This is a genomic window from Bifidobacterium asteroides (assembly GCF_030758775.1).
GTDB classification, from domain to species: Bacteria; Actinomycetota; Actinomycetes; order Actinomycetales; family Bifidobacteriaceae; genus Bombiscardovia; species Bombiscardovia kimbladii.
In genome coordinates, this window is record NZ_CP132384.1 from 1,346,892 (window position 1) to 1,372,740 (window position 25,849).

Consider the following 25,849-nt stretch of genomic DNA (forward strand, 5'->3'; position numbering starts at 1 on the left):
TATCACACCTTCATCATCAGTGGGACCGGATCAGACCGATCCACGTGGGATTGTTCTCGCCGTCTGCTCAGTCCGGCACGTCGAAGTCATCGGCCACAGCCCTTAAGAGGGTGGCCAGCTTGGCGGATTCAGCCCGACCTGGATAGTGATGTCGACGCAGGCCATTGCCCGCAGAGTCCAGCAGCTTGATCAAGTCCTCCACGATGGCGGCCATATCGTCCGGATCGGGTCGCTTGGCACGCAGAATGGAGGGGGTCGGCCCCACCAGCTTCAGATCCAGGGCTTGGGGACCCTTGCGGCCCTCAGCCACTGAGAACTCCACCCGGGATCCCTTGCGTATGGTGGACACCCCAGCAGGCAGGGCTGATGAGGGCAGGAAGACATCCCCGCCTTGTTCATCTGTGATGAACCCGAACCCCCGCTTGGCGTCGTACCACCGTACTCTCCCGCTGGGCATGCTCTGCCACTTCCTTACGTTGCTTCTTGAACTGATATATCCGAATTCAGTCTACCTGAACGCAACGGGCAGGACGACCCATCTTGTCATGGGCGTACGGGACGGCTGGGGGCAGAATTGGCCTGGTCCTCAAGGCGCCCCTGATCCCGGATGACGCCTTGGGGTATGACGATGGTGAAGGTCAAGCCGCCTCCCGGGGTCTGCGAGGCGCATATGAATCCCTGATGAGCTTTGACAATGGACTGGACAATGGCCAGTCCAAGCCCCGTGCCGCCCTTCTCCCGAGCCCTGGACGGATCGGCCGTGTAGAAACGCTCGAAGAGCCTGGACCTGGATTCCTCCGGGACGCCTGGCCCGTGGTCAACCACCCGGATGATGGCATAGTCGGTGCCCACATGGCTGTTCTCTGCCACCTGGATCGCCTCAGTCAGGTGTCCCAGCGAGGACTCAGTGGCCTCCAACCTGGTCAGATCCGCTGGAGCAATGGTCGCCTTGACCAGGCCCAATCCCACCTGGACCGGCGAATCGGCTGGGGTGTAGCGGTGGACATTGCCCACGATATTGGTAATCACCTGACGCAGGCGGCTGGGGTCGCCAGTCACCGGTACCGAGGGCAGGGGACCCTCCTGGATGTCCAGGCTGACGGCCGGGCCAAGGTGCCCGCCCACGGTGATCTTTTCCTTGTTGCGTCCCTTGAGGCCCGGCAGACCCTTGTTAGGCGTGACCGGCTTCTCCTGGGGGGCGGGCTGGTCTTCGGTATGCAGGCAAATCCTTCCTGTAGCCACTTCTCTGCCCGGGTCCAAGGCATGCAGGTCGTCCACCCCGTCTCGCACCAGTCCAGTCAGATCGACCGGCAGGGTCGGGTCGATCCCCCTGCCCTCATCCAGACGTGCAAGCGAAAGCAGATCCGTGACCAGGACCGTCATCCTTGTCGAGGAGTCTTCGATGTGCTGGATGGACTTGTCGGCACGCTCCAGAGCCCCTGGATAGTCGCGCTGCATCCTGTAGAGCTCTGCATAGCCGTGGATGGCGGCCAGAGGGGTACGAAGCTCATGGCTGGCGTCCGAAACAAACTGTTTCATCTTTTCGGTGGTCTGGCGCTGCTCGTCGAAGGAACGCTCGATTCGCGCCAGCATGGCGTTCAGGGATGCTGCCAGGGAACCCACCTCGGTATTCTCGGGGAAGCTGGGAATGCGTTGGGATAGGTCACCGGCCGCTATCTTGGCAGCGGTCTTTTCAATGCGTTTGAGAGGAACCAGGGTGGACTGGATCAGCAGAACCGAGATGACTCCACCCAGAAGGACCACAACAACAGAAATGATCATGCAGAAAGCCGTCAGATCGTGCACGGCCTCGTCCTGGTCGCTCATGGACAGACCGATGAAGAGGATGCCGCTGATTTCGGAGCCGTCCAGTTCGTTGCGCAGCTTCCACTGCATGGCCACCACTCGCCAGGAGGCCCGGGCTCGCTTCATGGTGTCCCGGTCTGGCGAGGCCTGTCGCGAGACGCGCACATAGGCCGGTACCGTGGTGGGCTTGCCCAGGGGTATCGAGTCCAGGCTGCCGTCGGCGGGCAGACGCGGGCGGGAAATGACCCCGTTGACCTGCATAGGATTCAGATCGTCCGAAATAATGTGCAGCTTATCGTCGCGGATCTGCAGGAAGTAATCAGTGGGGCCAAGGCCATTCTTGCTCAGGTCCTCCTGGCGCAGAAGGGTGGCGTTGCGGATACCAAGGTTGGCCTGGCGGATCAGCTGGGAGTCCGTGCGCTTCATCAGATAGTCATCGGCCATCTGGCAGATGGCCACAGAGACACCCACCGTACCCACGATGAGCAGGATGAGCATGCTGGCTACAAGCTTGGTGCTTAAGGGAATGGCAGCCAGCGGCGACCTGCGCATGGACCGACCCCTCGGTCTGCCGGAGCCCTTTCCCTTCTCAGAATCCGAACCCATGGCGGAGTCGGTCCTGTCAGCCGACCTCGGGTCGTGAGTATCCGACGGTTCTGCCATGGGAGTCGAGCCCAAGGGACTAGTCGCCATCGCCGCCATCCGATGCGTTCTGCCTAGGGGCCCGAATCATGTAGCCGATGCCCCGCTTGGTCTCGATCAGCGGGGTGACCTTGCGCTCCCCGCCGTGTCCGTCACTGATGGTGATGCCATCCACCTTCTTGCGCAGGTAGGAGATGTAGGACTCCACAATGGCCGCATCCCCGCCCCAGTCGTACTGCCAGACATGATCCAGAATCTGCGCCTTGCTGAGCACGCGGCCCTCATTGTCCATCAGGTAGCGCAGCAGCTTGTATTCGGTCGGACTCAGGTCGATGGGTCGCCCGGCCCTGGTGACGTCGTGCGAATCCTCGTTGATCTCCAGATCCCCTACGCGGATGATCGGATCGTCCTCCTGATGCTCGCGCGTCCTGCGCAATATGGCCTTGATCCTGGCCACAACCTCCTCCAGGCTGAAGGGTTTGGTCACGTAGTCGTCGCCGCCCACAGTCAGCCCCATGACCTTGTCCTGGGTATCATCTCTGGCCGTCAGGAAGAGCACCGGCGCCTCGATTCCCTCTTGACGGATACGGGAGGTGACCGTGAATCCATCGATATCAGGCAGCATGACATCCAGGACGATCAGATCAGGCTGGATGCGCTCAATGACCTGAATGGCCTCGGAGCCGGACGCCGCGGTCTCGACCGCAAAGCCTGCGAAGTGCAGGGAGGCCACCAGCAGATCCCTGATGGACGGTTCGTCGTCGACCACGACCAGTTGTGCTTGCGTCGGTTTGCTCATGGTCTCAGCTTGCCGCGTCTTTCTGGGTATTATCTGAGAGTTCGCTGACCGTCTCTGTCGGGCGTAATTGCTTCTTCGGAGCACCGGACTTGCGATGATGAGCCCCGGTTCGGCTACTGCGACGCCACCAAATCGCAACGGCTACGCCCAGCATGACCAGGACGACAACCGTCACCGAAAGGGCAATGATCATCACCCGGCGATGCCGATGGTTTTGGTCAAGAGTCTCAACCTGGTCCATCATGGCCTTGGCCGACCCCACCCAGTCGGGATTGCGGCCCTTGGTGACCGGCTCCAAAGCAGCCTGCGAGAGCTGATCTACGCTGGATTGGTCCTTGAGCCAAGCCTGCGAGTTGCTGGAGACCGCCACGACCAATTTGCCGTCCTGAGAGGCCACAGCCAGTAGAACCGTGTCGTGGGTGGGCTTCATTGATTCGAGCACCCTGGATGCCCAGGTCTCAGGCTTAACGCCCTGATAGAAATGCGGAAGGTAGAGCAGCCGGACCGATACTCCTGTTTGCTCTGCGGTTTCCTGGATAGCATCCTTGACGGATCCTACGTCCGAACCCAGCAAATTCTGCGGATCAGTGATCGCGTCGGTCATGGTTCCGACCCCAGCCTGAGGCTCATCGGCACAAGCCTTGGTCGGCCCCATAACCCCGACCGTCAAAATCATCAAGAGCAGAAAAGCCAGCACCCGCTTTATGGGTGAAACGCCGACCGGATTCGTCTTGTGGAAGGGGACTCGTTCGTCCACATGGGTCCGCGGACGGGGCAACTGCGTGAACACTGTCATAGTGTCCACAGTAGCGGTTGACGGCATTGGACTCCCCCACCATCACCGCCATTCACGGAAAGGACAATCATGACACGGTACCAAGTCGATTCGGATCAGATACAGACGGCCTCCGGCGCGGTCAGCGGCTCGATAGGGGCCATCAGAGATGCCGTGGCGGGAATGTACACCAATCTGGACAATCTGCAAAGCGTCTGGCAGGGCTCGGCGGCCAGCCAATTCGCCACAGTGGCCCAGCAGTGGCGCGCCTCGCAGGCTCAGATGGAACAGGCGCTTGAAGGTATCCAGTCAGCTCTGACACAGGCATCGTCGCTCTATGCGGACACCGAGGCCCAGGCCACCCGTCTCTTCGCTGGAGCCTGACGCCTGGTTGATGCATGCAGGCAACCCGGAGCCATTCGATCATGGCGGATCGGCCCCAGACCCGGCAAGCATATATGGAAAACGGAACAGACGGTGAACGAGTGCAAGAAAAGAGACAGGGGCTTGCGCACCATTATCCGGTGCGCAGGCCCCTGTCCTTGGCGATCAATCAGTCCAGCCGAAAAGCCCGGCCGAACCTCGAGGGATCAGTAGCCCATGTCGCCCTGAGGCTGAGCGGCAGCAGGTGCCGGAGGCTCAGGCTTGTTGGCCACGACGGCCTCGGTGGTCAGGAAGAGCCCGGCGATGGAGGCTGCGTTCTGCAGGGCAGAGCGGGTCACCTTGACGGGGTCGGCCACACCGGCCTCCAGCAGGTCCTGGTACTCGTTGTTGGCGGCGTTGAAGCCCTGGCCGGCAGGCAGCGAACGGACCTTGTTGATGACCACGTCACCGGAGATGCCGCTGTTCTCGGCGATCTGCTTGATGGGGGCCTCAATGGCGCGGAAGACGATGGAGGCACCGGTGGACTCGTCGCCATCCAGCTTGACATCCTTCTCGGCCTTGGCAGCGGCCTGAACCAGAGCCACGCCGCCTCCGGGCAGCAGACCCTCTTCAATGGCGGCCTTGGCGTTGCGGACAGCATCCTCGATGCGGTGCTTGCGCTCCTTGGCTTCGACCTCGGTGGCTGCGCCGACCTTGATGACGGCCACGCCGCCGGCCAGCTTGGCCAGCCGCTCCTGCAGCTTCTCGCGGTCGTAGTCGGAGTCAGTGTTCTCAATCTCGGTGCGGATCTGGCCCACGCGTGCGGAGACCTCATCCTTGGAGCCGCCACCGGAGACGATAGTGGTCTCGTCCTTGGAGACGATGACCTTCTTGGCGGTGCCCAGCACGCTCATGTCGATGGAGTCCAGTTTGAGGCCGAGCTCGTCGGAGACCACCTGTGCGCCGGTCAGAATGGCCATATCCTGCAGCATGGCCTTGCGGCGGTCGCCAAAGCCAGGAGCCTTGACGGCGCAGGAGTTGAAGGTGCCGCGGATCTTGTTGAGGATCAGAGTGGGCAGCGCCTCGCCATCCACATCCTCAGCGACGATCAGCAGCGGCTTGCCGGTCTTCATGACCAGCTCAGCAATGTGGACCACGTCCTGCTGGCTGGAGACCTTGCCCGAGGTCAGCAGAATGTAAGGATCATCCAGAACGGCGGTCTGGTCGTCGTTGTTGGTGACGAAGTAGGGGGCGATGTAGCCCTTGTCGAAGCGCATGCCCTCGGTGAACTCCAGGTCCAGGCCGAAGCGGTTGTTGTCCTCGACGGTGACCACGCCGTCCTGGCCGACCTTGTCCAGGGCCTCGGCGATCTCATTGCCGATCTCGGGGTCGCCCGCAGAAATGGTGGCGGTGGCAGCGATCTGGTCCTTGGTCTCGACTTCCTTGGACTGAGCCACGAGCTCCTTGACGATGGCGTCGGCGGCCTTCTCGATGCCGCGACGCAGGGCGATGGGGTTGGACCCGGCAGCCACGTTCTTCAGGCCCTCATGCACCAGGGACTGGGCCAGTACGGTGGCAGTGGTGGTGCCGTCTCCGGCTACGTCGTCAGTCTTCTTGGCGACTTCCTTGACCAGCTCGGCGCCGATGCGCTCGTAAGGATCCTCCAGGTCGATCTCCTTGGCGATGGAGACGCCGTCGTTGGTGATGGTCGGGGCCCCGTAGGACTTGTCCAGCACCACATTGCGACCCTTGGGGCCCAAGGTGACCTTGACTGTGTCGGCCAGCTTGTCCAGGCCGGCAAGCATGCCCTGACGAGCTTCCTCGTCATACTCGATGATTTTTGCCATTGTTGCTTCCTCCGTCATGGCTTGAGGTTTCATGACCCACCGTCGGCGTGGAACGGAACCCGACCGTCAGCTGTCGTGTTATCACTCCCGCACCTCGAGTGCTAATTCAGCAGATTAGCACTCGATGGAGCCGAGTGCCAACCCCAGGGGAAAATACGCTGCAGGCTGTATGCCATATCGCCCCTGACCCATCGGCCGCGCCCACAGGCAATCCGCACCCTGCACAGTCCCGGCTCAGCACTGTAATTCGAAACACATGCTACAAAAAAATGGACCCCGGAATAACCGGGATCCACCATGACGAATACAGAAGACGACAATCAGAGCTTGGTGACCTTGGTTGCCTGCAGACCCTTGGGGCCCTCTTCCACCTGATATTCGACCTTATCTCCCTCATCAAGGGTCTTGAACCCGTCGGACTGAATGGCTGAGTAGTGCACGAACACGTCCTCGCCGCCATCGTCGGGATTGATGAATCCGTAACCCTTGCCAGCGCTGAAGAATTTCACAGTGCCTTGTGCCATAACTAACTTCCTTAACATAGGTGCCGCGTCACAACAGATACGAGACTGACCGCATCTGCCTGGTCGGCAAGGTCAGTTTAGGCCTATCGACAGGGCAATTGCAAAACGCCGGGCCGAAATTCGGGAACTTTTGCCATCGAATTCCCTTTTGTCGTCCGGCTGGCTGAACCTTACTGCATGAGGATGGCTTCCACCGGAGTGGAGGCCACGGAGGACTGCTCAACCTGGGTGATGCCCAGCAGGCTGGCCACCTCCTGGGCGGTAGCCTTGTCGGCCTCATCACGGTAGCGGACCGTGCTTACGCCAGGCAGAGCGCCCTGCGGATTGGTTGCCGTGACCGCAGTGTAACCGGCATTGACCAGGACCTGGCGCTTGCTGCCCGCATGCCCGGTGATCCTGGTTCCGTTGATGATGGCCACCTGTGTGCCCCTGTTGACCACAGGTGCCGGGCTGCTGCTGGATGCACTCGTCGAAGGCGATTGCGAGGGCGGCTGCGAAGCCTGCTCCTGGGAGGATTTTTCAGCAGAGGTCTTGCTGTCTGAGGCGGAGGTGGATGCAGACCGCTTGGGCACATGGTGGCTGATGACCCGGGAGGCATCAGTGTGCGTCTGCTGCCAGGGCAGGGAGCCGCTGACTGCAGCCCATAAGCCCAGTCCGCACAGCACGGCCAGGACAACCACCAGCAGGTAGGGCAGAGCCCTGACCGGCAGGGAACGGGGCCCCCGATGCACACCGACCGGCCCCTTGGGAGGGTTGTCGAACGCATCATGAACCTGAGGGCGCGCCTGCGTCCCATTGTCGCGCGTGCTAGCCATGAACTCTCCTCCGCTCCACCGGATCCTGAACCATTATATGTAATGGGACGCCGGAGCAGCATCCCGCTGACCATCCGACGTTCCCCGCAAGCCCGGGAAAGCCATGACAACCCTGACCGGCTCATATCACCAAGCGATATAGTGACCTTATGAACAGCAGCCAGCCTATTGCCGCAACCTCCCCCGCGCCGACGAACGGAACCGGTACCAACCCTCCGACCATAGCAGGAGGCCAGGGCCGAACCCATCGCAAACCTCTGAGCGCCTTGGTGGATCCTGGCTGGGCCAAGGCTCTCGCTCCTGTCGAGCCCAACATCCACCGGATGGGCGACTTCCTCAGATCCGAGCTGGCCCAGGGCCACCGCTATCTGCCTGCCAGCAAGAACATCCTTCGCGCCTTTACCATCCCCTTCGACTCCATCAAGGTCCTGATCGTGGGCCAGGATCCCTATCCGACGCCCGGGCATCCGGTGGGCCTGAGCTTCTGCGTGGACCCTGCCGTCAGCCCCATCCCCGGCTCCCTGCGCAATATTTACACCGAGCTCAGCTCCGACCTGGGCCTGCCCACGCCCTCCAACGGCGATCTGACGCCTTGGACCAGGCGAGGGGTCATGCTGCTGAACCGCTGCCTGACTGTACGGGTGGGCAAGCCGGCCAGCCACCGGAACAAGGGCTGGGAGGAGATCACCGACGCCGCCATCCGAGCTCTGAACGACCGACGCGACCAGGAGGGCAGGGTCCGGCCCCTGGTGGCCATTCTTTGGGGAAGGCAGGCCCAGAGCCTGGAGCCCCTGCTGACCAATGCGGCCATCATCAAATCCCCGCATCCCAGCCCCATGTCGGCCCGATACGGCTTCTTCGGGTCACGTCCATTCTCCAAGGCCAACCATGCCTTGGAGGCCATGGGCGCCCAGCCGGTGGATTGGTCCCTGACCTGATTCCAGCTGGCTGAATCGTCAGGAAATGCCGTTACCATGTCTGCTATGGCATTATTCCCACCTCGACCCAGTCAGTCCCCATCTGTTCAGCCTGCTCAGGACAGGCAGGTTCCGCCGATCAGCCAGGACGACCTGCAACGTTGCCGTCAGTTGGCCGACCGGATCAGGATCCGCTTTTCCAGGACTCTGGTAGGCCAGGAGAACCTGCGGGAGGCCCTGATCCTGACGCTGGTGGCCTCAGGACACATCCTGATCGAATCCGTGCCCGGCCTGGCCAAGACCACCGCCGCTCAGACCCTGGCCACCTCGGTCTCCGGCAGCTTCAAGCGGATCCAGTGCACGCCCGACCTGATGCCCTCGGATCTGGTAGGCACCCAGGTCTACGACTTCTCCACACAGCGCTTCTCGACGCAGCTGGGCCCTATCCACGCCAACTTCGTTCTCCTGGACGAGATCAACCGCTCCAACGCCAAGACCCAGTCAGCCATGCTTGAGGCCATGGCCGAGGGCGCCACCACCATCGGCGGCGAGCGTATAGCCCTGCCCCGGCCCTTCATGGTGATCGCCACCCAGAACCCCATTGAGGAGGAAGGCACTTACAACCTGCCCGAGGCCCAGATGGACCGGTTCATGCTCAAGGCCGTCATGACATATCCTGATGCCGACCAGGAGACCCGAATGCTGCAGATGCTGACCAGCCGAGGCACCGATATGCCCGGCAAGGACGATCGGGACGCCTTGACCATCGCCGATGTGGACTTCCTGAGGCAGAAGGCCCGGCAGGTCCACGTGGCACAGCCCATCATGCGATATGCAGTCGATCTGGCAGCCACCAGCAGGGGGGCTGGATCGCGGCCCATCCAAGGGTTGGCCGAGCAGGTGAGGCTGGGAGCCAGCCCGCGTGCCTCCATCGCCCTGGTGCGCATTGGCCAGGCCAGAGCCCTGCTGACTGGCAGGGATTACGTCATTCCCGAGGATCTGAAGGACTGGGCCCATTCGGTGCTCCGCCACCGGATCCTGCTGACTTTCGAGGCGCAGGCCGACGGCATCAGCAGCGACGACATCATCGACCAGATCGTGGACACGGTGCCGGTGCCATGAGCCGTCGACGCTCGAATCGCGACCCGGTCCGCAGACGGATCGAGTCCTTGGACACCAGTCTGCGGCTTCCCACGGTGCGCAGGGCCCTTGGGCTGCTGGAGGGCGAGCATTCCTCTGGCCGACGCGGCGGTGGTGACGAACGTGCCGACCTGCGCGCCTATGAGTTCGGAGACGAAACCCGCATGATCGACTGGCACGCCAGCGCACGGATGGGTCGGCCCATGGTGGTGGAGCGCGAGCGCCTGGTTACCAGCAAGGCCTGGCTGCTGCTGGATGTCGGCCGCGAGATGTCCGGAACGTGCCCTGACGGGGAACAGGCCATCCAGGTGGCCGCCAACGCCCTGTGCATGTTCGCCTCCCTCTGCCTGCGCCGCAGCGATGAGGTGGACCTGGTCCTGGTCGATTCATCCGCCATCCGCCGCATACCCTGCCAGGGGGGCTTCGCCCGATTCGAACAGACCCTGGACCGGGCTCTGGAGTCACCGCTGGATCAGCCACGCAACCTTGAGGCACTGCTGGGCTACGCTGCCGGCATCCAGGACCGGCAGGCCATGCTGGTCATTGCCACCGACCAGTCGGCATTGCACGTTGACCTGATGCCGACCATCCGACAGTTGGCAACCACCCACCCCCTGAATTTCATTGGAGTGGAGACCATGAATCCCCTGCGCCAGCAGCCCCCTATGGGCTCGGTGACGGATGCGCCCAGCGGACGCAGGATCCCGGCTTTCCTGCGTACCGCAAACGGGACGCGAGCTGTGGACCTGCACAGGCGCTATCAGATCGAGGCCTTTAGCGGGGAACTGGCCAGAATCGGGGCCTCGCTGATCCGGGCCGACTCCAGCACAGCCATGTTCAACAGGTTCATCCACCTGCTCTCAGCCGGCCGACCAGGCATTCCCATGCGACGGACGGTGATGGCGGCATGAATGCTGTCGTCCTGATTCGTCTTGCGTCCGGTCATGGTCGAATCAAGATCATGCCCACCATGACCCAGCCCACATGGCTGCTGGCTCTGACGACGACCGCCATCGTACTGGCCCTGGCCCTGGCCGGAGCGGCCATTCTCCTGCCCAGGTTCCGCCGTCAGCAGGAAGGGCACCCGATCCAAGCGAGCTCTGACTCCCTCGATGCATGGCGTCAGAGGATCGATCAGGTGGTGGCCCAGTACGACAAGGGCCATCTGGACCGTGACCAGGCCATGACAGCACTGGCCGCTATCGCTCGTGGATTTGCCTCCCGTTCCTGGAACAGCGACATGAACTCCAAGACTTTGGCCGAAATCCAGGCTCAGCCCCGTACGCCGAGTACGCGGCAGGGTCTGGACCTGCTTCGACAGACCATAGATGCCCTCTACCCGCCCGAATTCGCCCTTCCCAAGGACAGCAAGGGAACTGACACCACGGTGAATCAGGCAGCCGAGTGGGTACGGGATTTGATTGAACGGTGGCCGCGATGAGCATAGGCAATCTGTCCTGGCGGTGGCCATGGCTGCCGATTCTGGCCCTGGCCCTGGCTCTGACGTTCGGCCTGCTGGCCTACCGTATGGCAGGTCGTGGCAAGCCTGATCAGCAAACAGGGGCACGGGTCTGGACCCTGAAGAGCGATCTGGACACCGATGAGGGCCATGAGGCGCTGAGGCGCTGGCGACGATTGAACCGCTGCGCCGCAATCCTGCTCTCTCTGGCCCTGCTGATGGTTTTGAGCCTGGCCGCCAGGCCCGCCCGGGTCGATCGGACATTGGAGCAGGGTCATAACCGCGATATCGTGCTATGTCTGGATGTGTCCGGCTCCACCTTGCCCTACGACAGGCAGGTAATCGCCTCCTACCTCGACCTGGTCCGCAGCTTCCGGGGCGAACGCATGGCTCTGAGCATCTTCAACTCCACCTCGCGCACCGTCTTCCCCCTTACCGATGACTACGGCATGATCACTGCCGAATTGAGCAAGGCACGGCGGATCCTGGACGGGGTGCAGTCCCAGGACCGCATCGATGCCATGAGCGGACGACAGTACCAGGACATCAGCGACTGGCTGGAGGGCACGCAGAACCGCCGGGACACCACCTCACTGATCGGCGACGGGCTGGTGGGCTGCGCTGCGCTCCTGCCGCAATTCGCTCCCAAGGGCCAACCCGGACCGGCAAAGGCCGACCGACGTTCGAGCTCCCTGGTCCTGGCCACCGATAACGTGGTCTCCGGCAAACCCACATACACCCTGGAGGAGGCGCTCAAGCTGACCTCGGCCGCAGGAATCGCCGTGGACGGCCTCTATTCGGGACCGGACCAGGGCACCGAGGCGGAGAGCACACGGCAGATGCAGCGGCTGATCGAAGCCCGCGGCGGCATCTTCCTTAGACGGCAGGACGGGAACTCCATCAACGCGCTGGTCCGCCGGATCGAACATCGCCATGGAGCCGACCCACGCCAGCAGGAGCAGTCCAGCCTGGTGGATGCACCCGGCTGGTGGACCCTGGCCCTGGCCCTGGCGCTGTCCGGATATCTGCTCCTGGCCTGGAGGCTGAAGCGATGAACATACTCAAGTCCCTGACCTTTGAGCCTGCCCTGGGCTGGGTGGCCGGCGGCCTATTGTCGGGCCTGCTGCTGCTCCTGGCCATTGCGCTGGTCATCCATGGACTGCGCAAGGGCCGGGATACGGATGCCGATCGCTGGGCCTTGGCCCGGCGCACCGCCATGGTCCTGATCCTGGCCCTCATGGTCCTGACCCCCAGCACCGTCAGCAAAACCACCAACAAGGCCGTCAACGCCACTGATGTCTTCATTGCGGTTGACGTGACCGGATCCATGGCAGTCAAGGATGCCGGATATGGGGCCCAGGACGGCATCAGCCGGTTGGAGGCGGCCAAAGCAGCCGTCCGCGACCTGGTCGACACCTATCCGGATGCATCCTTCTCAGCCCTGAGTTTCGGCGCCTCGGCCAGCGTCGATCTGCCCCTGACCCCCGACGTGCGAGCTGTGGACAACTGGGCCCGCGGGCTGGCCACAGAGCCCACCTCCCGTTCCTCCGGCTCCAGCTTGGATGCTCCTCTGGATCGGCTGACTCTGGCATTGAAGCAGACCAAGGACCAGCATCCCAACGACCGGATCCTGCTCTATCTGATCAGCGATGGAGAGCAGACCGGCAGAGACGAACGGCGATCCTTCAGCGTACTCAGGGAAGGGCTGGACGAGGCCTTCGTCCTGGGAACCGGCTCAGCCAAGGGAGGCACGGTGCCGTTGACCTCGGACGTCGGCGGCAGCGGCGCCGGAGGCTGGGTGACGGATCCGCAGACCGGCCAGCCGGGCATCTCGGCCATGGATCCGGACACCCTCAAGGCCATGGCCGACGAGATGAGCGGCCACTATCAGGCCCTGGCCAAGGGCGTCACTGTCCGCGAGGGTGCTACAGCTTCGGCCTCCAAGCGCTACCGGGTGACTACGGTCGACCAGGTGCGCCGACATGTCACCCCGCTGGTCTGGCCCTTGGCACTGGTGGAACTGGTCCTGGTCCTGGTTGAGGCAGGGCAATGGGTCCGTACTTCGAGGAGATTGCTATGAGCAGGAACACCCTTCGAACGCGTCTGGTCCTTATCGTTTTAGCCCTGATAGCAGCGCTGGCCGGGGCATGGGGCCTGATCAACGTCAGAGCCATCGCCACTTACAACGAGGCCACGCGCACACTGAACACCAGCATCCGGCAGGCCCGAAACCCACAGGCAGACCCGGCAGCAATCAAGGCGCTGCAAGATCAGGCGGACCGCCTTTTCGCCCAAGCGGCGCGGCCGGGCCCCTTGCTTCTGCCGAAGACCAGGCAGGCCGCGCAGGCCAACCAAGCGACCAGCACTGCGCTGACCCAGCGTACGGAACGGGTACTCAAAAAACAACAAGCAGACAAAACCAAGAATGGGCAGGATGGAAAGAGCGGATCAGGCAAGGGCTCATCCTCTGGGTTGACCAAGCAGCAGGAAGCTGAGGTAGAGGATCTGCTCAAGCGCAACCAGGAACAGAGCGATCCCTCCTCGTCCCCCAGCCCAACAGGCAATACGGGCGGCCACCAGGATCGGGAAAAGAACGTCAAACCCTGGTGACCGGCCTCACCAGGCATTGCTCGATCATTTTTCGAAGACCCGTCCCCATCAAAACGGATCAGGCAACATCCGACCACATGGCCCAATCGACGCCATGCAAGCATGACTGCGGTGATGAAGTAGACGCATGGACAAGTCATCACCATCGTCACTACCCACCCTGGGCCCCTTCCTCGAGCAGCCCTCCTACCTGTCCGATCCTGAGGCGGCCGGAGCCTGCCCCTGCCACGCACGGGTGGCCCGCTGCCGGACCATGCTGGCCGATATGGCTCGGCAGTCGCGAACAACCCTGGTCCACCTGAGCGAACTAGCCGACCAGGCTCTGAGGGTCGACTGGCAGGGAAAGGCCGCTCAGGCCTACCGGGCCCAGGTACGGGCCATGGATGCCCTCTGCCAGGATCAGCGTGTCCAGGCAGGACGCACCCTGAACCTGATCGATCAAGAGAGCCGACCATGAAGCGGACGGTCACCGCCGCACCGGATGCCAACGGTTACACCAGCACAGAATTGGACCACCTGACCGGCATGGCGGACCGGCTCAACCAGGCAGGCGGAGCCCTGGCCACCCTGCAGACGCAATGGATTCTCACCAATCAGGCCATCCGCAGAACCATGCCAGGGTTGCCCGCCCTCCCCTGCACCCAGGCTGCCGTGCCGCCGCCAGGTCACGCCCGTCTGCCCCTGGACCTGATGGTGACCTTCTGCAGTGGCCAAGCTCAGGCCTGCGAAGATCTCCGCACCAGGCTCCAGTCTGTGGCCGATCGGCTGACCAAGGCCTACGGGTTGTACTCGCAGGCGGAATCATTCATGGAAAGGCTGATAGACTCCCTGATGTCCAAGGCCTTGACCCTGTTTCAGCCTATTGCCCCGTTCATGCTGGGAACCATCGGTCTGAGCTTGGGAGCAGCTAAACTGACCGGCGAACTGGATGCCTCGCAATTCCAGGAATTTCTGGAAACTACGGCCGGCATCCATCAGCCTCTGCTGGCCGCCGCCGCATCCGACCTGACTTCAGACCACCATGATCCTATTGGCAGATTGGTCACCGGTCCAGGCCTGCTGGTGCCCTTCGTACTCGCCCATCTTCAGGGTGACCGGCTCACGATGGATCCTGTCCAGCCTCAGGGCAAGGGGTTGGGCGAGGCTCATGACATCGCCACCGCTCTGCGAAATCTGGAGAGCTTGGGATCCTGCCAGGACGGCATTCCTTACGCAACCATCGCTGTACAACGATATCGGGAGGCGGACGGCAAGGACCGTTGGCTGGTCTACATACCCGGCACCAGCTCCCATCTCGATTCGCCCATCGGCTGGTGCCAAAACATCCAGCTCATGAGCGACAAGGCTTCAGTACGCGAAAGGGCGGCCTCCCTGCGTCTGGTGGACCAGGCCATGCGGGATGCCGGGGTGCGCCCGGACGATCCGGTCAGCCTGGTGGGTCATTCCCAGGGCGGTATCGTGGCCGCCACCATGGCCTCGGATCTTTCCAACCGCTACCACTTCGATCACATCGTGACCGTCGGATCGCCCATCGCCCATCGCCAGATAGGGTCAGACACCTGGGTCACCAGCGTGGAGATGCGCGAAGAGCTGGTCTCCAGTCTTGATGGAGCCGACAACCCCTCCCGGCCCAATCAGCTGACCGTGAGGGGAAGGGCGGGAGGACCTCCCCCTCCAGGTGGCAGCCGGACTGGCCGGACAGTGACCACTGCCGGACCCGGCAAGGAATCCACCCATGGCATGGCCTACCAGCGGGCGGCCTGGGCCGATGCCCGAGATCTGAACTCACCAGCAGTACGACGTCAGGACGACCACTTCGCCCATGCCATCGAGGGCGATCTGCAGGAGACCCGCTATTACCGCGGCAGGCTGCAGCGATGAGCAGGACACGCGGTCCACCAGAAGCGCCCATGTCGATTCCTGCTGGTTGACCCGGTCGTCTAGGCTGGAGGCATGAACCTGAGCCGAATCACCCCAGTCATCCCCCTCAATCCCTTGGACGGACGTTACCGCAGGCAGACCGCCGATTTGGTGGACTATCTGAGCGAACCTGCCTTGAACCGCGAGCGCATGCGGGTCGAGGTCGAATGGATGATCATGCTGGCCAACGGCTACCCGGGCAACGGCCAGCACCCGGTCCTGCCGGGCGTAGAGCCCCTGACCAAAGCCGAGCAGGCTTATCTGCGAGCCGTCCCCGAGGATTTCGACGCCGACGGCATCGCTGAACTGGCTGACATCGAAGCCCAGACCCACCACGATGTCAAAGCCGTGGAATACTACATCGACCGCCGTCTGGAAGCTGCAGCCACAGCCCTTGGCCCTGAGTCCCAACTTCCCGGGTTGACACCCCTGGTCCACTTCGCCTGCACCAGCGAAGACATCAACAATCTGGCCTATGCCCGCTGCATCCGAGGCGGGGTCGAACAGGTCTGGCTCCCCAAGGCCACCCGAATCGAGAGCCATCTGGCGACCATGGCGGAGCAATACCGGGATCTGCCCATGCTCGCCCTGACCCACGGCCAGCCGGCCACACCCACCACCCTGGGCAAGGAGATGGCGGTCTACGTCCACCGGCTGCACCGGCAGCTGGATCGGATCCGCCATCAGGACTACATGGGCAAGATGAATGGCGCCACTGGAACCTTTGGCGCCCATCTGGCCGCCCTGCCGCAGGTGGATTGGATCGATCTGACCCGGGCCTTCGTCACAGAACGGATGGGCCTGGTCTGGAACCCACTGACCACTCAGATCGAGTCCCACGACTGGCAGGCCGAGCTCTTCGGCAACATCGCCCACCTGGGCCGGATCCTGCACAACCTGGCCGTGGATGTCTGGATGTACATCTCCCGTGGCGTCTTCGCCCAGGAACCCGTCAAAGGCGCCACCGGCTCCAGCACCATGCCCCACAAGGTCAACCCCATACGATTCGAGAACGCCGAAGCCAATCTGGAGATCTCAGGAGCCCTGCTGGACACTCTGGCCACAACCCTGACCGAAACCCGCTGGCAGCGGGACCTGACTGACTCCACCACCCAGCGCAACATCGGTTCGGCCCTGGGCTACAGCCTGCTGGCTCTGGACAACCTGGACGGCGGTCTGCAGACCATCCACCCAGACAAGACACAGATGGCCCGGGAACTGGACAGCAACTGGGAGGTCCTGGGCGAGCCCATTCAGACGACCATGCGGGCCGCCGGGCTGGCTGGACGCTCAGGCATGGATCACCCCTATGAGCAGGTCAAGGAGCTGATGCGGGGCAAGAGGATCGGCCGGGAGGATGTCGAGCACTTCATCGACGGCTTGGACCTGGATCAGGACACGGCCAGTCGGCTCAAGGCCTTGACGCCGGCAACCTACACCGGTGCAGCCGGAACCTTGGTGGACTTCGATCGCGACTGACCATGACCCCGTCCCAGTCGACCATCACCCCCGAGGACACCGATTCCGCCGACCCTGTGCAGGAAGACCAGGTCGTCATTCGGGATACCCCACCCCAGCGGGTTCATGATGCCGAAGACCTGCTTCGAGCCCTGGCAGCACTGATCCTGGGAATCCTGGTCACTCTGGCAGCTGTCTATCTGAAGGGCATAGCCGCCGGGGTCGAGTCGGACATGCGCCAGGCCGGCAATGCCATGGACTGGCTCATGGACGTGCCCACGGCCTTCCTTCAGCAAGCAGTGACCGTGACCGTGGTCCTGGCGGTGCTTGTCCATCTGCTGGTCAACAGGGAATGGATCCAGGCCATCACTGCCCCCTTGGCCATGTTCCTGGGCTTCGGGCTGGTCATGCTGACCTCCAACCTGATCCTGAAGGCGGGCAACCCGACCCTGATCGCCTCATTCAGCTCCCAGAACGCCATAGGGTCTCCCGTCCTGCTGCCTGACTTCTATGCCGGTCTGGCTGCCTTCCTGAGTGCAGCAGGACCCCGTCGCCTGCGCAGCTCGGTCAAGTGGGGATGGAACGCTCTATACGTCGTGGCCATCATCATGGTCGCCATATCCTCCAATTCGGCCAGCGGGGTTCTGGTCTCGCTGATCCTTGGCCGAATCATGGGCATGGTCGTCCGATACCTGGCGGGCACGCAGAACAAGGGCGCTTGGGGGCAGGGCGTGGTGCAGGCCATAGCCTCCATCGGCATCCATGCCGCCAGCCTGGAGCGTCAGGATCCCAGTCTAGACAACGATGGCCAGCCCCTGCCCGCCCTCGACGACGATCTTATCGAAGCCTCCCGCATCTACAGGGCCCGTGACAGGGATGGCCGCACCTACACGGTTTCGGTCATGGACGGCCAGCTGCACACCATGGGCTATCTGATGCAGCTCTGGCAGTGGATCAAACTGTCCGGAGTCTCCATGCGCCGGGACCGGTCGGTCAGAAACTCCATGCAACACCATATGGCCATGCTGACTGAATTGCGGGACCTGGGACTGACCGCCCTGCACCCCTATGGTCTGGCGGAGAGCGCCGAATCCTCAATTCTGGTCCTTGAGGATGATATCCATCTTGGGCCCTTGGAACCTGAGAACCTGGACGCCGACAGGGCCAAGCAGCTGATGGACTACCTTCGCCGGGCCAACGAGCGCGGCTTCACACACCGCCGCATCCGCCCAGAGACTCTGGCCGTGGATCAGTCAGGCTCCGCGGTCATCGCCGGCTGGGAGAACGGCGACAGCGCCAGCTCCCAGGCCAACATCGCCCTGGACCGGGTCCAGCTTCTCGCCCTGATCGCCGCGATGATCGGCGTGGACCAAGCCATCACGGCCGCCCGCGCCTCCTGGGGGGTCAAGACCCTGGCGGGGCTATCGCCATTCTGCCAGATGGTGGCCATTCCCTCGCAGACCCAGGCCTTGCCTGGCTGGGATCGACAGATTCTGACTGATCTGCGCAAACAGCTGCAGACCTTGGCTCCTCCTGAGTCGGTGGCTGAGACCAGCCAGGTAACCCTCTCACGTTTCAGTCTGCGCAGCTTCGTGGCCCTGGCCTTGCTGGTAGTAGCTGTCGCCGTCATCGTCACCCAGTTCAATCTGCCCCAGGTCATCAGCGCCGTCCGCAATGCCAACCCTTGGATGGCTGGCCTCTCCTTCCTGCTGGGATCACTGTCCTGGGTGGGTTGCGCCATTACCCTAGGAGTCTTCATCGACCCGGCCAAGCGCGATTTCAAGGGCATTTTCCTATCCCAGGTGGCCTCCTCGTTCACCTCGGTCTCCATGCCCGCCGGGGTGGGGCCGGCCTTCGTCAACCTGCAGTTCCTGAGGCGGAACGGTTATGACAACACCATGGCCACGGCCATCATGAGCGCCGTGGTGGCCGTCCAGTTCGCGACCACCTTCTGTCTGCTGATCGGCATCGGGCTGTTCACCGGGCGCAACACCCTATCCGGGATGATCCCCACCAACACCCTGGTCATCGTCATCGGGACAGTGGCCATCATCGCAGCCCTGATCATGGCCGTGCCTTACACACGGCGACTGGTCATGGAACGCCTGATGCCCATCGTGGCCTCTTACGCCCGCCACCTTATAGAGATTCTGACTCAGCCCAGGCAGCTGGTGGTGGCCGTGCTTGGGGCTGTGATGCAGTCAGCCGCCCTGGGCATGAGTTTCTGGGCCGCCCTGATGGCCTTCGGCTGCCGGACCAACGTTTTCGAGACTACCTTCGTCTTCCTCCTGGCCAATACGCTGGGTTCGGCTGTCCCCACACCCGGCGGCCTGGGAGCCATAGAGGCGGTGCTCTTCTCCGCCTTCCGCCTGGCAGGCGTTCCCTCGGGCGTAGCCATCTCGGCCACTCTGGTCTTCCGGGTGGCCACCTATTGGCTGCGCATCCCCTTGGGAGCCTTGGCCATGCGCTGGCTGAGCAACCATAATCGCATCTAAAGAGCCCCTCGGACACTTTCATTCCCAAGGGCCTCAAAAATCGCTTGATGAAATGTCGGAAACCCCCGGAAAATGCGGTGTTTGGGCCTAATCTGCGGTAATATCAGTCATTGACCGTTGGGCTTTCCCCAAATCAAGCAATGGGAGGCCCCCGAAAGAAGGATGTTCTATGGCATACAACAAGTCGGATCTCGTTTCGAAGATTGCGCAGAAGTCCAACCTGACCAAGGCTCAGGCGGAAGCTGCTGTCAACGCCGTTCCAGGATGTCTTCGTCGAGGCCATGAAGTCCGGCGAGGGTCTGAAGCTGACCGGTCTGTTCTCAGCTGAGCGCGTCAAGCGCGCCGCCCGCACCGGCCGCAACCCCCGCACCGGTGAGACCATCAAGATTCCGGCCAGCTATGGCGTGCGTATCTCTGCCGGCTCGCTGCTGAAGAAGGCCGTCACCAACAAAAAGTGAAACAAGCCTTTCTGCAAGGGCCCTGACATCCATCCACGGATGCCAGGGCCCTTCTTGTTGGAACAGACCTCATTGAAGTCCCGCAGCGCAAACCGGGCTTCTAGGCACCAGGCTCTGCGGCACTCTTCAGAAAATCCATCAGGGAGCGGTATCGGGGCGGGCCCAGATGGTCGAAGGGGTCAGGCAGGTTTACCTCGACTCGGCGGGAACCCCCTAGGACCAGCTGGCTCCAGTCGCATGACCATGTGCGTGTTCCCCGGTCTGCAGCACGAACGAAGTCGCCACGCAAACGAGCCCGGGTATCCTGCGGGGGCTGATCCATGGCGCGCTGCACCTCGGAATCGTCGACCGGCGAGCGCATGAGTCCATGACTGATCAGGCCAGGGAAGGCACCTTCCCGCGCTCAGATCGTGATAGTCCAGGTCCAGGGCCTCGTCCAGATCACGTCCGGCGCCTCGTCGACTCAGCCCTTGGAGCAGCCGCAACTTGGCAGCCCAATCCACCCAGTCAGCCAGATCCTGCCAACGCCCCGCGTCCAGCGCATCCAAGGCCGCTCTCCAAAGTCGCAGGGCACGCAGAGCCTGAGGCCGGTCGATGCCTATATCCTCCTGCTGGTCCACCAAGGCCTTACAGGCCGACCAATAGGCCTCTTGCAGACCCAGAGCGCTGATGCTGCCGGTCTTCGTGGAAGCCTGCAGCTCGAGGGTTACCCGGCCGGTCCGATCCCGGCTGACGGCTCGGACCGCTGCACCGGGATCAGCCAAGGCCCAGTCGGCCAGCTCTGGCCGGCGGCCCCGGCAGCAGGCCTGCTCGATCAAGTTCAGGACCAGGTGGGTGCTGGCCATCTTGAACCAGGTGGCCAGCGGCGACCGGTTGGTATCACCCACGATCACATGCAGACGCCGCCATCGTTCGGGATCAGCCAGAGGCTCGTCACGGGTGTTGACCATAGGACGGGCACGGGTTGTGGCCGAGGAGACCCCTTCGTCCAGAAAATCGGCCCGCTGGCTGAGCTGGAACCCGTCTGGGCTCAGACGACCCGCCCCGGTGATCAGCTGTCGGGTGACCAGAAAGGGGACCAGGCAGGCTCCGATCATGTCCAGGGGGACTCGCCGGTCCAGCAAATAGTTCTCATGGCAGCCGAAGGCATGGCCTTGGGCATCCACATTGTTGGCAAAGAGGTGAACCTTCACCGGCCTGCCCAGGTCCTCCGCCAGGCCTTTCCCGGCGCGCTCCGCAAGGTCGGTCACGGTCCGCTCACCGGCCAGCACCTGGGTCAGGGCCGTCAGCGGATCGCGGGCCTCCGCCGTGGCATACTCCGGGTGGGAGCCCACGTCCAGGTAGAGTCGGGCGCCATTGGGCAGATAGATGTTGGTTGACCCGTGCTTCTCAATCAGAGGGCGGAACATGGCCATGGCAACCCGGCCGGCAGCGTAGGGTCCACTGGCGCCGGTCAGGCTCAGTCCGTATTCGGTCTCGATGCCGAATATCCTGCGAAAGTCCGATTCAGCCCCCTGCCCGTCCGCCATGGATCACTGGCCGCCCTTCTGGACAAAGCCCTGCACATACTCCTTGGCGTTGGTCTCCAGGGTGGTCTCGATGTCATCAAGGACCGCATCCAGGTCGGACTCAGCCGTCTGACCCTGTTTACGCGCCCCGGTCTGCGGCAGATTCTCTTCCTGCTCCTGCTGCTGCCCGGCTGCCACATGCCGTCCCTGCTGGGATGCCTCAGCCATGGTCGCCCTCCTTTCCGGCGCGGATCAGCGCCCGCTCAGATACGTGTTCAAATCCTCGGCGATAAGCCCGTTGGTGGCCACCACGTCGTTGCTGCCCTCCCAGCGCACGTGCCCGCCGTCCCAGCGCCAGAGGGTACCCTTGGCCTCCCGGACCACGACAGCCGCCGCAGAGACCGCAGGGATGTCCCAGGAGTGCAGGGCCGGTTCGAAGTAGGCATCGTAGCTGCCGTCCGCCACCCGGCACAGATCCAGCGAGACCGGACCCACGCGCTTGATGTCAGCAGGCTTGCCGGCCATGCGCGAGACGATCTGCAGGACCTTTTCGGACTCGTTGGGGAAGTAGGACATGCCGAAGCTGATCACTGACCCGTTCAGGGTGGTCATCGTGGAAGGAATGATCTTCTCCCGCTTGTCGCCCACAATGGTCCGTCGGATCCTGATGGCGCCCTGGCCCTTGGCGGCCAGATAGGTCAGGCCCAGGACCGGCGCGTGCACGATGCCCAGGACCGGTGAAGCGTGCCCCTTCTCGTCCACGGCGAAGAGGGAGATGGTCAGCGTCCATTCGGCCATGTTGCGCACATAGTTGACCGGACCGTCGATGTGGCCCAGGCACCAGTAACGGCCGCCTGGACGGCGATTGCCGGCCTCCTCCTCCCAGAAGCCGTCCATAGGATCCAGGGCAGCGATCTTGGTCCGGCAGTAACGGATCAGGCGCGTGTCAATGCCCGGCGAGAACTGGGTGCCCTGGCCGATGGCCGAGGTGGAGCGGGGGTCGTGGGGGTTGATCTGGTCCTGGAGGGCATGACGGCCAGCCTCCACAGCAATAGTGGCGGCCTGCATGGCCAAATCGCGCAATTCCATACTTCTCTTCTCTTTCAAACGGGTGGTCGAGACATTGCCGACCGTGATCCACCGGTGGTCGTCCGGTCGGATATCGGACTGTTTTCTGCGCTACCTGCAGTATATGTCGCGGTCATCCCGGCAGGAAGACCTTGTATGACCCAGCGGATCGGACAGATCCACGATCCTGGTTTGAGGCTCCCCCTCCGGTCCCTGCCCCTCAAGAATGACACGACTCCAGGAGACGGCTTTGACCGCATCAGGGCAGCGGTGCAGCAGCTGGGAACGGCACCAGGCACGAGTCTGCTCCGGCCCCTGGTCCATGGCCCTGGTGATCTGATCGGGATCAGCTAGTCGCTGGATAGATCCTTGCAGTCGCCATGGCAGGTCACGGCCGGGGTCCACCCGTGCCCAGGCCAGATCCAGCGCCGCCAGACGGGGATCCGACCAGTCGGGCATGGCACGGCGGCGGCGCAGTCGCTCCAAGAGCTGCCACTTGAGCAGCCATTCCAACCTGCCTGCCTGATCGTGCATGGCCAGACGAGCCTCCTCGTCGCCAGAACGCACGGCAGCCAGATCCGCGAGCACCTGGTCCCAGAGGTTCAGAACCCGGTCGTCGGCACAACCTGGCCGGTCGATACCCCTTCTGGCCTGGCGGGCCGCATCCAGCAATGCCTTTTGGATGGTCAGCGCATCGGCGAACCCCCCGTTTGCCAAGGCCAGCGGCTTGGTCAGAGCGACATCACGGGAAACCGTGTGCAGGGCTGACACCGGGTCATCCAGCGTCCAGCGATCCAGCAGTTCATCGACCTGACTGGTCGAATCATCCTCGGACTCCAAAAGCCCGAGCAGCAGATCGGTGGTCCCCAGCTTGAGAACCAGGGGCGCATCCAGCCGGTTGGCATCACCCACGATCACGTGGAGGCGGCGGCTGCCCGGCCCAGCATGGGACTCGTCCCGGGTATTGATGATCGGCCGCCCGAAGGTGGTCTGCAGTCCAATCCGGCTGGTCAGATAGTCGGCGCGCTGGCTGAGCTGGAAGCCGGCCTCCTCGCTCCTGGGCCCCAGGCCCACTCTGCCCGAGCCGGTGTAGATCTGGCGGGTGACGAAATGAATGGTCATCAGGGCCGCCACCCTGGCGAAGGGCACCGCCCTGTCCATCAGATAGTTCTCATGGGATCCCCAGGCGGCGCCCTTGCCGTCCACGTTGTTCTTGTAGAGAGCCAGACCTCCAGCCTTTTCCGCGGCCTGGGCCATCATCCGGTCACCCGCACGATCCTGCACCAGCGCATCGAAGGCATCCACCGTTTCCGCCGAAGCATACTCGGGGTGGGCATGATCCACGTAAATCCGAGCGCCGTTGGGAGCTGCCACATCGATCAGCCGGGCGCCGGGCGCATCAGTGAGCATGCTCGGAGCAGCAACGGAACGCGGCAGCCGACCTCCCCTGGCATCATTGACCGGATCCTCGCTCCCGTAGTCCCAGCGGATGTGCGCCAAGGCCGGCTGAGCAGCGGCCCTTACCAGACGCAGGGCCAGAGTGCGTGGATCAGCGCCGGGATCCTGGGGATCGGCAATGGCATACTCCGTCTCAGTGCCCATGACCCGCCCGGCATTCATGACCGCTCCCCTTGCCCGTCGACCGGGCGAACCTCCTGGACCTGCCCTGGGCGCAGTCCTGCCAGATCTGCCCAGCGGTCCGGGTCCTGGCCGCGGAGCTCCTCCAGAGTGTCCTCATACTGCCCACGGACCGCCCTGGTGCAGAGCTCGCGGTCCAGGCCCACCTGCCGGCCCTGTTCGATGGAGGCCTTGACCGCCATGGTCTTGACCCGATCAACCAGGTTATGCAGCATGGCGCCGGAGACCACAGACTCCAGGTAGAGCGGCTGCCAGCGGCCGGAGGCATCCATGACCCTGCCCAGCAAGTGGTCATCATCCCGAGCGAAGAGTCCATCGACCAGCACCTGGATCAGCTCCTCCGGCCCGGCATCATCCTCCATGGGCATATCGGAGCCCAGGTACTTGCCCAGAATGGCGGCCGACCTGGCCCTGTCGGGGCGATCGATGCGGATCTTGACATCGAGTCTCCCCGGGCGCAGAACCGCCGGGTCGATCATGTCGATGCGGTTGGAGGCGCCGATGACCATGACCTGGTCCAGGGACTCGACACCGTCCAGCTCGGTCAGGAACTGGGGGACAATGGTGGTCTCCACATCCGATGAGATGCCCGATCCCCGGGTGCGGAGCAGGGCATCCATCTCGTCGATGAAGACCACCACTGGTCCACCCTGGCCTGCAAGGCTGCGGGCCCGGGCGAACAGGCGGCGGATCAGCCGTTCCGACTCGCCCACGAACTTGTTGAGCACCTCGGGGCCCTTGACCGACAGGAAGACCCCGTGACCGTCGCTCTCCTGGGCCAGGGCGCGGGCCAAGGCCTTGGCGATCATGGTCTTGCCATTGCCGGGCGGACCGTAGAGCAGGACACCCTTGGGGGCCTGGAGCCCATAACGACGCATCAGATCGGCATGCTGGAAGGGCAGCTGGACCGCATCCCGGATCCGCTCGATCTGCCTGTCCAGGCCGCCAATATCCGAGAAGTCCACGTCAGGAGTCTCCTCCAGCAGCATGTCGGACTGATCCGACTCAGGCAGAACAGCCAGGGCCAGCGAACAGCTTTCATCCATGAGCAAGGCGCTGCCCGCCTCGATGGGCTGATCCTGCAGAGAGCCTGCACGCGCAGCGACGCGAGTCTGCCCGGAGGGGTCTTCCACCAACAGGGCACCGGATTCCAAGGTCTCCCGCAGCGTGCGGACCTGCCCAGTCACCGGCTGATCGCCCACACGCACCACCACCATATCGGCGTTGAGCAGAACCTCCTGGCCGGCCCTGATCCGTTCGGCGCGGATATTGGGCGCCAGGGGCACCACCATCCGACGCGAACCGTTCAGGATCAGCAGGCGGGCCTGCTGCACCCCCTGGCTGTCATAGGCGACGGAATCCACGCCCAAGGCCAGGGCAGCCGTCAAGGGCGGCTGAGCCAACTGGGCCAACTGGCTCTTGGCCTTGGACAGCTCTTTCGCAGCCCTGGTCAGCGCCGCAGCCAGGGCACGGTTGCGCCGATCCCCGGCCAGATCCTGGGCATTTGCATCCTCGGCCTGCTCCTTGTCGGCCTGGTCAGCATCATCAGACTGCATGGCTTTCCTCCTTCATTCGCCCCTGGAATCCCCGCATGGCCTGGACAGCCA

Annotated in this window: 23 protein-coding genes and 2 pseudogenes; 13 read left to right on the forward strand and 12 right to left on the reverse strand. The window is 63.2% G+C overall.

Going from position 1 to position 25,849, the window contains the following annotated elements:
- Window positions 1-67 precede the first annotated feature (67 nt).
- The 4 genes from RAM15_RS05255 to RAM15_RS05270 all read right to left on the reverse strand — a co-directional run bounded on the left by RAM15_RS05255 (window position 68) and on the right by RAM15_RS05270 (window position 4,043).
- Window positions 68-457 (reverse strand): cold-shock protein, encoded by a 390-nt coding sequence (locus tag RAM15_RS05255; protein WP_015022102.1) that lies wholly within the window; start codon window positions 455-457, stop codon window positions 68-70.
- An 86-nt stretch (window positions 458-543) separates the two neighbouring features.
- On the reverse strand, window positions 544-2,499 hold the full coding sequence (locus tag RAM15_RS05260; protein ID WP_444832404.1) for a sensor histidine kinase: 1,956 nt from the start codon (window positions 2,497-2,499) through the stop codon (window positions 544-546).
- Window positions 2,489-3,247 carry a response regulator transcription factor gene (locus RAM15_RS05265; protein ID WP_306221060.1) on the reverse strand — a complete coding sequence of 253 codons (759 nt, stop codon included), beginning with the start codon at window positions 3,245-3,247 and terminating at the stop codon, window positions 2,489-2,491. Before RAM15_RS05265 ends, RAM15_RS05260 begins: the two co-directional genes overlap by 11 nt.
- Before the next feature lie 4 nt (window positions 3,248-3,251).
- Window positions 3,252-4,043 (reverse strand): TPM domain-containing protein, encoded by a 792-nt coding sequence (locus RAM15_RS05270; protein WP_306221061.1) that lies wholly within the window; start codon window positions 4,041-4,043, stop codon window positions 3,252-3,254.
- Window positions 4,044-4,112: 69 nt separating this feature from the next.
- Between RAM15_RS05270 and RAM15_RS05275 the strand changes: the two genes are divergently transcribed.
- Window positions 4,113-4,406 carry a WXG100 family type VII secretion target gene (locus tag RAM15_RS05275; RefSeq protein WP_306221062.1) on the forward strand — a complete coding sequence of 98 codons (294 nt, stop codon included), beginning with the start codon at window positions 4,113-4,115 and terminating at the stop codon, window positions 4,404-4,406.
- Window positions 4,407-4,612: 206 nt separating this feature from the next.
- On the opposite strand, the gene groL is transcribed toward RAM15_RS05275, so the two are convergent.
- The 3 genes from groL to RAM15_RS05290 all read right to left on the reverse strand — a co-directional run bounded on the left by groL (window position 4,613) and on the right by RAM15_RS05290 (window position 7,571).
- A complete protein-coding gene (gene groL, locus RAM15_RS05280; RefSeq protein ID WP_101432598.1) occupies window positions 4,613-6,232 on the reverse strand; it encodes a chaperonin GroEL in 1,620 nt (539 codons plus the stop codon).
- A gap of 320 nt (window positions 6,233-6,552) precedes the next feature.
- Window positions 6,553-6,756 (reverse strand): cold-shock protein, encoded by a 204-nt coding sequence (locus RAM15_RS05285; protein WP_045924634.1) that lies wholly within the window; start codon window positions 6,754-6,756, stop codon window positions 6,553-6,555.
- Window positions 6,757-6,926: 170 nt separating this feature from the next.
- The gene (locus tag RAM15_RS05290) at window positions 6,927-7,571 is read right to left on the reverse strand and encodes a LytR C-terminal domain-containing protein (protein ID WP_306221063.1); all 645 of its coding nucleotides are present in this window, start codon (window positions 7,569-7,571) and stop codon (window positions 6,927-6,929) included.
- A gap of 149 nt (window positions 7,572-7,720) precedes the next feature.
- On the opposite strand from RAM15_RS05290, the gene RAM15_RS05295 reads away from it, so the two are divergent.
- The 12 genes and pseudogenes from RAM15_RS05295 (at window position 7,721) to RAM15_RS05350 (ending at window position 20,028) form a co-directional block, all read left to right on the forward strand.
- Complete coding sequence (locus RAM15_RS05295; RefSeq protein WP_231575791.1) at window positions 7,721-8,509, forward strand: uracil-DNA glycosylase; 789 nt, start codon at window positions 7,721-7,723, stop codon at window positions 8,507-8,509.
- Between the two features lie 45 nt (window positions 8,510-8,554).
- Window positions 8,555-9,610: an AAA family ATPase gene (locus RAM15_RS05300; protein ID WP_372338645.1), complete on the forward strand. Its 1,056-nt coding sequence runs from the start codon at window positions 8,555-8,557 to the stop codon at window positions 9,608-9,610.
- The gene (locus RAM15_RS05305; protein ID WP_306221065.1) at window positions 9,607-10,539 is read left to right on the forward strand and encodes a DUF58 domain-containing protein; all 933 of its coding nucleotides are present in this window, start codon (window positions 9,607-9,609) and stop codon (window positions 10,537-10,539) included. The genes RAM15_RS05300 and RAM15_RS05305 overlap by 4 nt, the downstream gene beginning before the upstream one ends.
- A complete protein-coding gene (locus RAM15_RS05310; RefSeq protein ID WP_306221066.1) occupies window positions 10,536-11,069 on the forward strand; it encodes a hypothetical protein in 534 nt (177 codons plus the stop codon). Before RAM15_RS05305 ends, RAM15_RS05310 begins: the two co-directional genes overlap by 4 nt.
- Entirely contained in the window at window positions 11,066-12,142 is a 1,077-nt protein-coding gene (locus RAM15_RS05315) for a vWA domain-containing protein (RefSeq protein ID WP_306221067.1), read from the forward strand. Before RAM15_RS05310 ends, RAM15_RS05315 begins: the two co-directional genes overlap by 4 nt.
- Window positions 12,139-13,167: a vWA domain-containing protein gene (locus RAM15_RS05320; protein WP_306221068.1), complete on the forward strand. Its 1,029-nt coding sequence runs from the start codon at window positions 12,139-12,141 to the stop codon at window positions 13,165-13,167. Before RAM15_RS05315 ends, RAM15_RS05320 begins: the two co-directional genes overlap by 4 nt.
- Window positions 13,164-13,697, forward strand: a complete 534-nt coding sequence (locus RAM15_RS05325; RefSeq protein ID WP_306221069.1) for a DUF6466 family protein — start codon at window positions 13,164-13,166, stop codon at window positions 13,695-13,697. Before RAM15_RS05320 ends, RAM15_RS05325 begins: the two co-directional genes overlap by 4 nt.
- Before the next feature lie 127 nt (window positions 13,698-13,824).
- On the forward strand, window positions 13,825-14,154 hold the full coding sequence (locus RAM15_RS05330; RefSeq protein ID WP_306221070.1) for a hypothetical protein: 330 nt from the start codon (window positions 13,825-13,827) through the stop codon (window positions 14,152-14,154).
- Window positions 14,151-15,578: an esterase/lipase family protein gene (locus RAM15_RS05335; protein ID WP_306221071.1), complete on the forward strand. Its 1,428-nt coding sequence runs from the start codon at window positions 14,151-14,153 to the stop codon at window positions 15,576-15,578. Before RAM15_RS05330 ends, RAM15_RS05335 begins: the two co-directional genes overlap by 4 nt.
- Before the next feature lie 72 nt (window positions 15,579-15,650).
- A complete protein-coding gene (gene purB, locus RAM15_RS05340) occupies window positions 15,651-17,096 on the forward strand; it encodes an adenylosuccinate lyase (protein WP_306221072.1) in 1,446 nt (481 codons plus the stop codon).
- A 2-nt stretch (window positions 17,097-17,098) separates the two neighbouring features.
- Window positions 17,099-19,570, forward strand: coding sequence for a lysylphosphatidylglycerol synthase transmembrane domain-containing protein (locus tag RAM15_RS05345; protein ID WP_306221073.1), 2,472 nt, complete (start codon window positions 17,099-17,101; stop codon window positions 19,568-19,570).
- Window positions 19,571-19,739: 169 nt separating this feature from the next.
- A pseudogene (locus tag RAM15_RS05350) lies at window positions 19,740-20,028 on the forward strand (HU family DNA-binding protein).
- 100 nt (window positions 20,029-20,128) lie between these two features.
- On the opposite strand, the pseudogene RAM15_RS05355 reads toward RAM15_RS05350, so the two are convergent.
- The 5 genes and pseudogenes from RAM15_RS05355 to arc all read right to left on the reverse strand — a co-directional run bounded on the left by RAM15_RS05355 (window position 20,129) and on the right by arc (window position 25,798).
- A pseudogene (locus tag RAM15_RS05355) lies at window positions 20,129-21,557 on the reverse strand (proteasome accessory factor PafA2 family protein).
- 3 nt (window positions 21,558-21,560) lie between these two features.
- Complete coding sequence (locus tag RAM15_RS05360; RefSeq protein ID WP_306221075.1) at window positions 21,561-21,764, reverse strand: ubiquitin-like protein Pup; 204 nt, start codon at window positions 21,762-21,764, stop codon at window positions 21,561-21,563.
- Between the two features lie 24 nt (window positions 21,765-21,788).
- Entirely contained in the window at window positions 21,789-22,625 is an 837-nt protein-coding gene (locus RAM15_RS05365; RefSeq protein WP_045924645.1) for an inositol monophosphatase family protein, read from the reverse strand.
- Between the two features lie 90 nt (window positions 22,626-22,715).
- A complete protein-coding gene (gene dop, locus RAM15_RS05370; RefSeq protein ID WP_306221076.1) occupies window positions 22,716-24,224 on the reverse strand; it encodes a depupylase/deamidase Dop in 1,509 nt (502 codons plus the stop codon).
- The gene (gene arc, locus RAM15_RS05375) at window positions 24,221-25,798 is read right to left on the reverse strand and encodes a proteasome ATPase (protein WP_306221077.1); all 1,578 of its coding nucleotides are present in this window, start codon (window positions 25,796-25,798) and stop codon (window positions 24,221-24,223) included. Before arc ends, dop begins: the two co-directional genes overlap by 4 nt.
- Window positions 25,799-25,849: the final 51 nt, after the last annotated feature.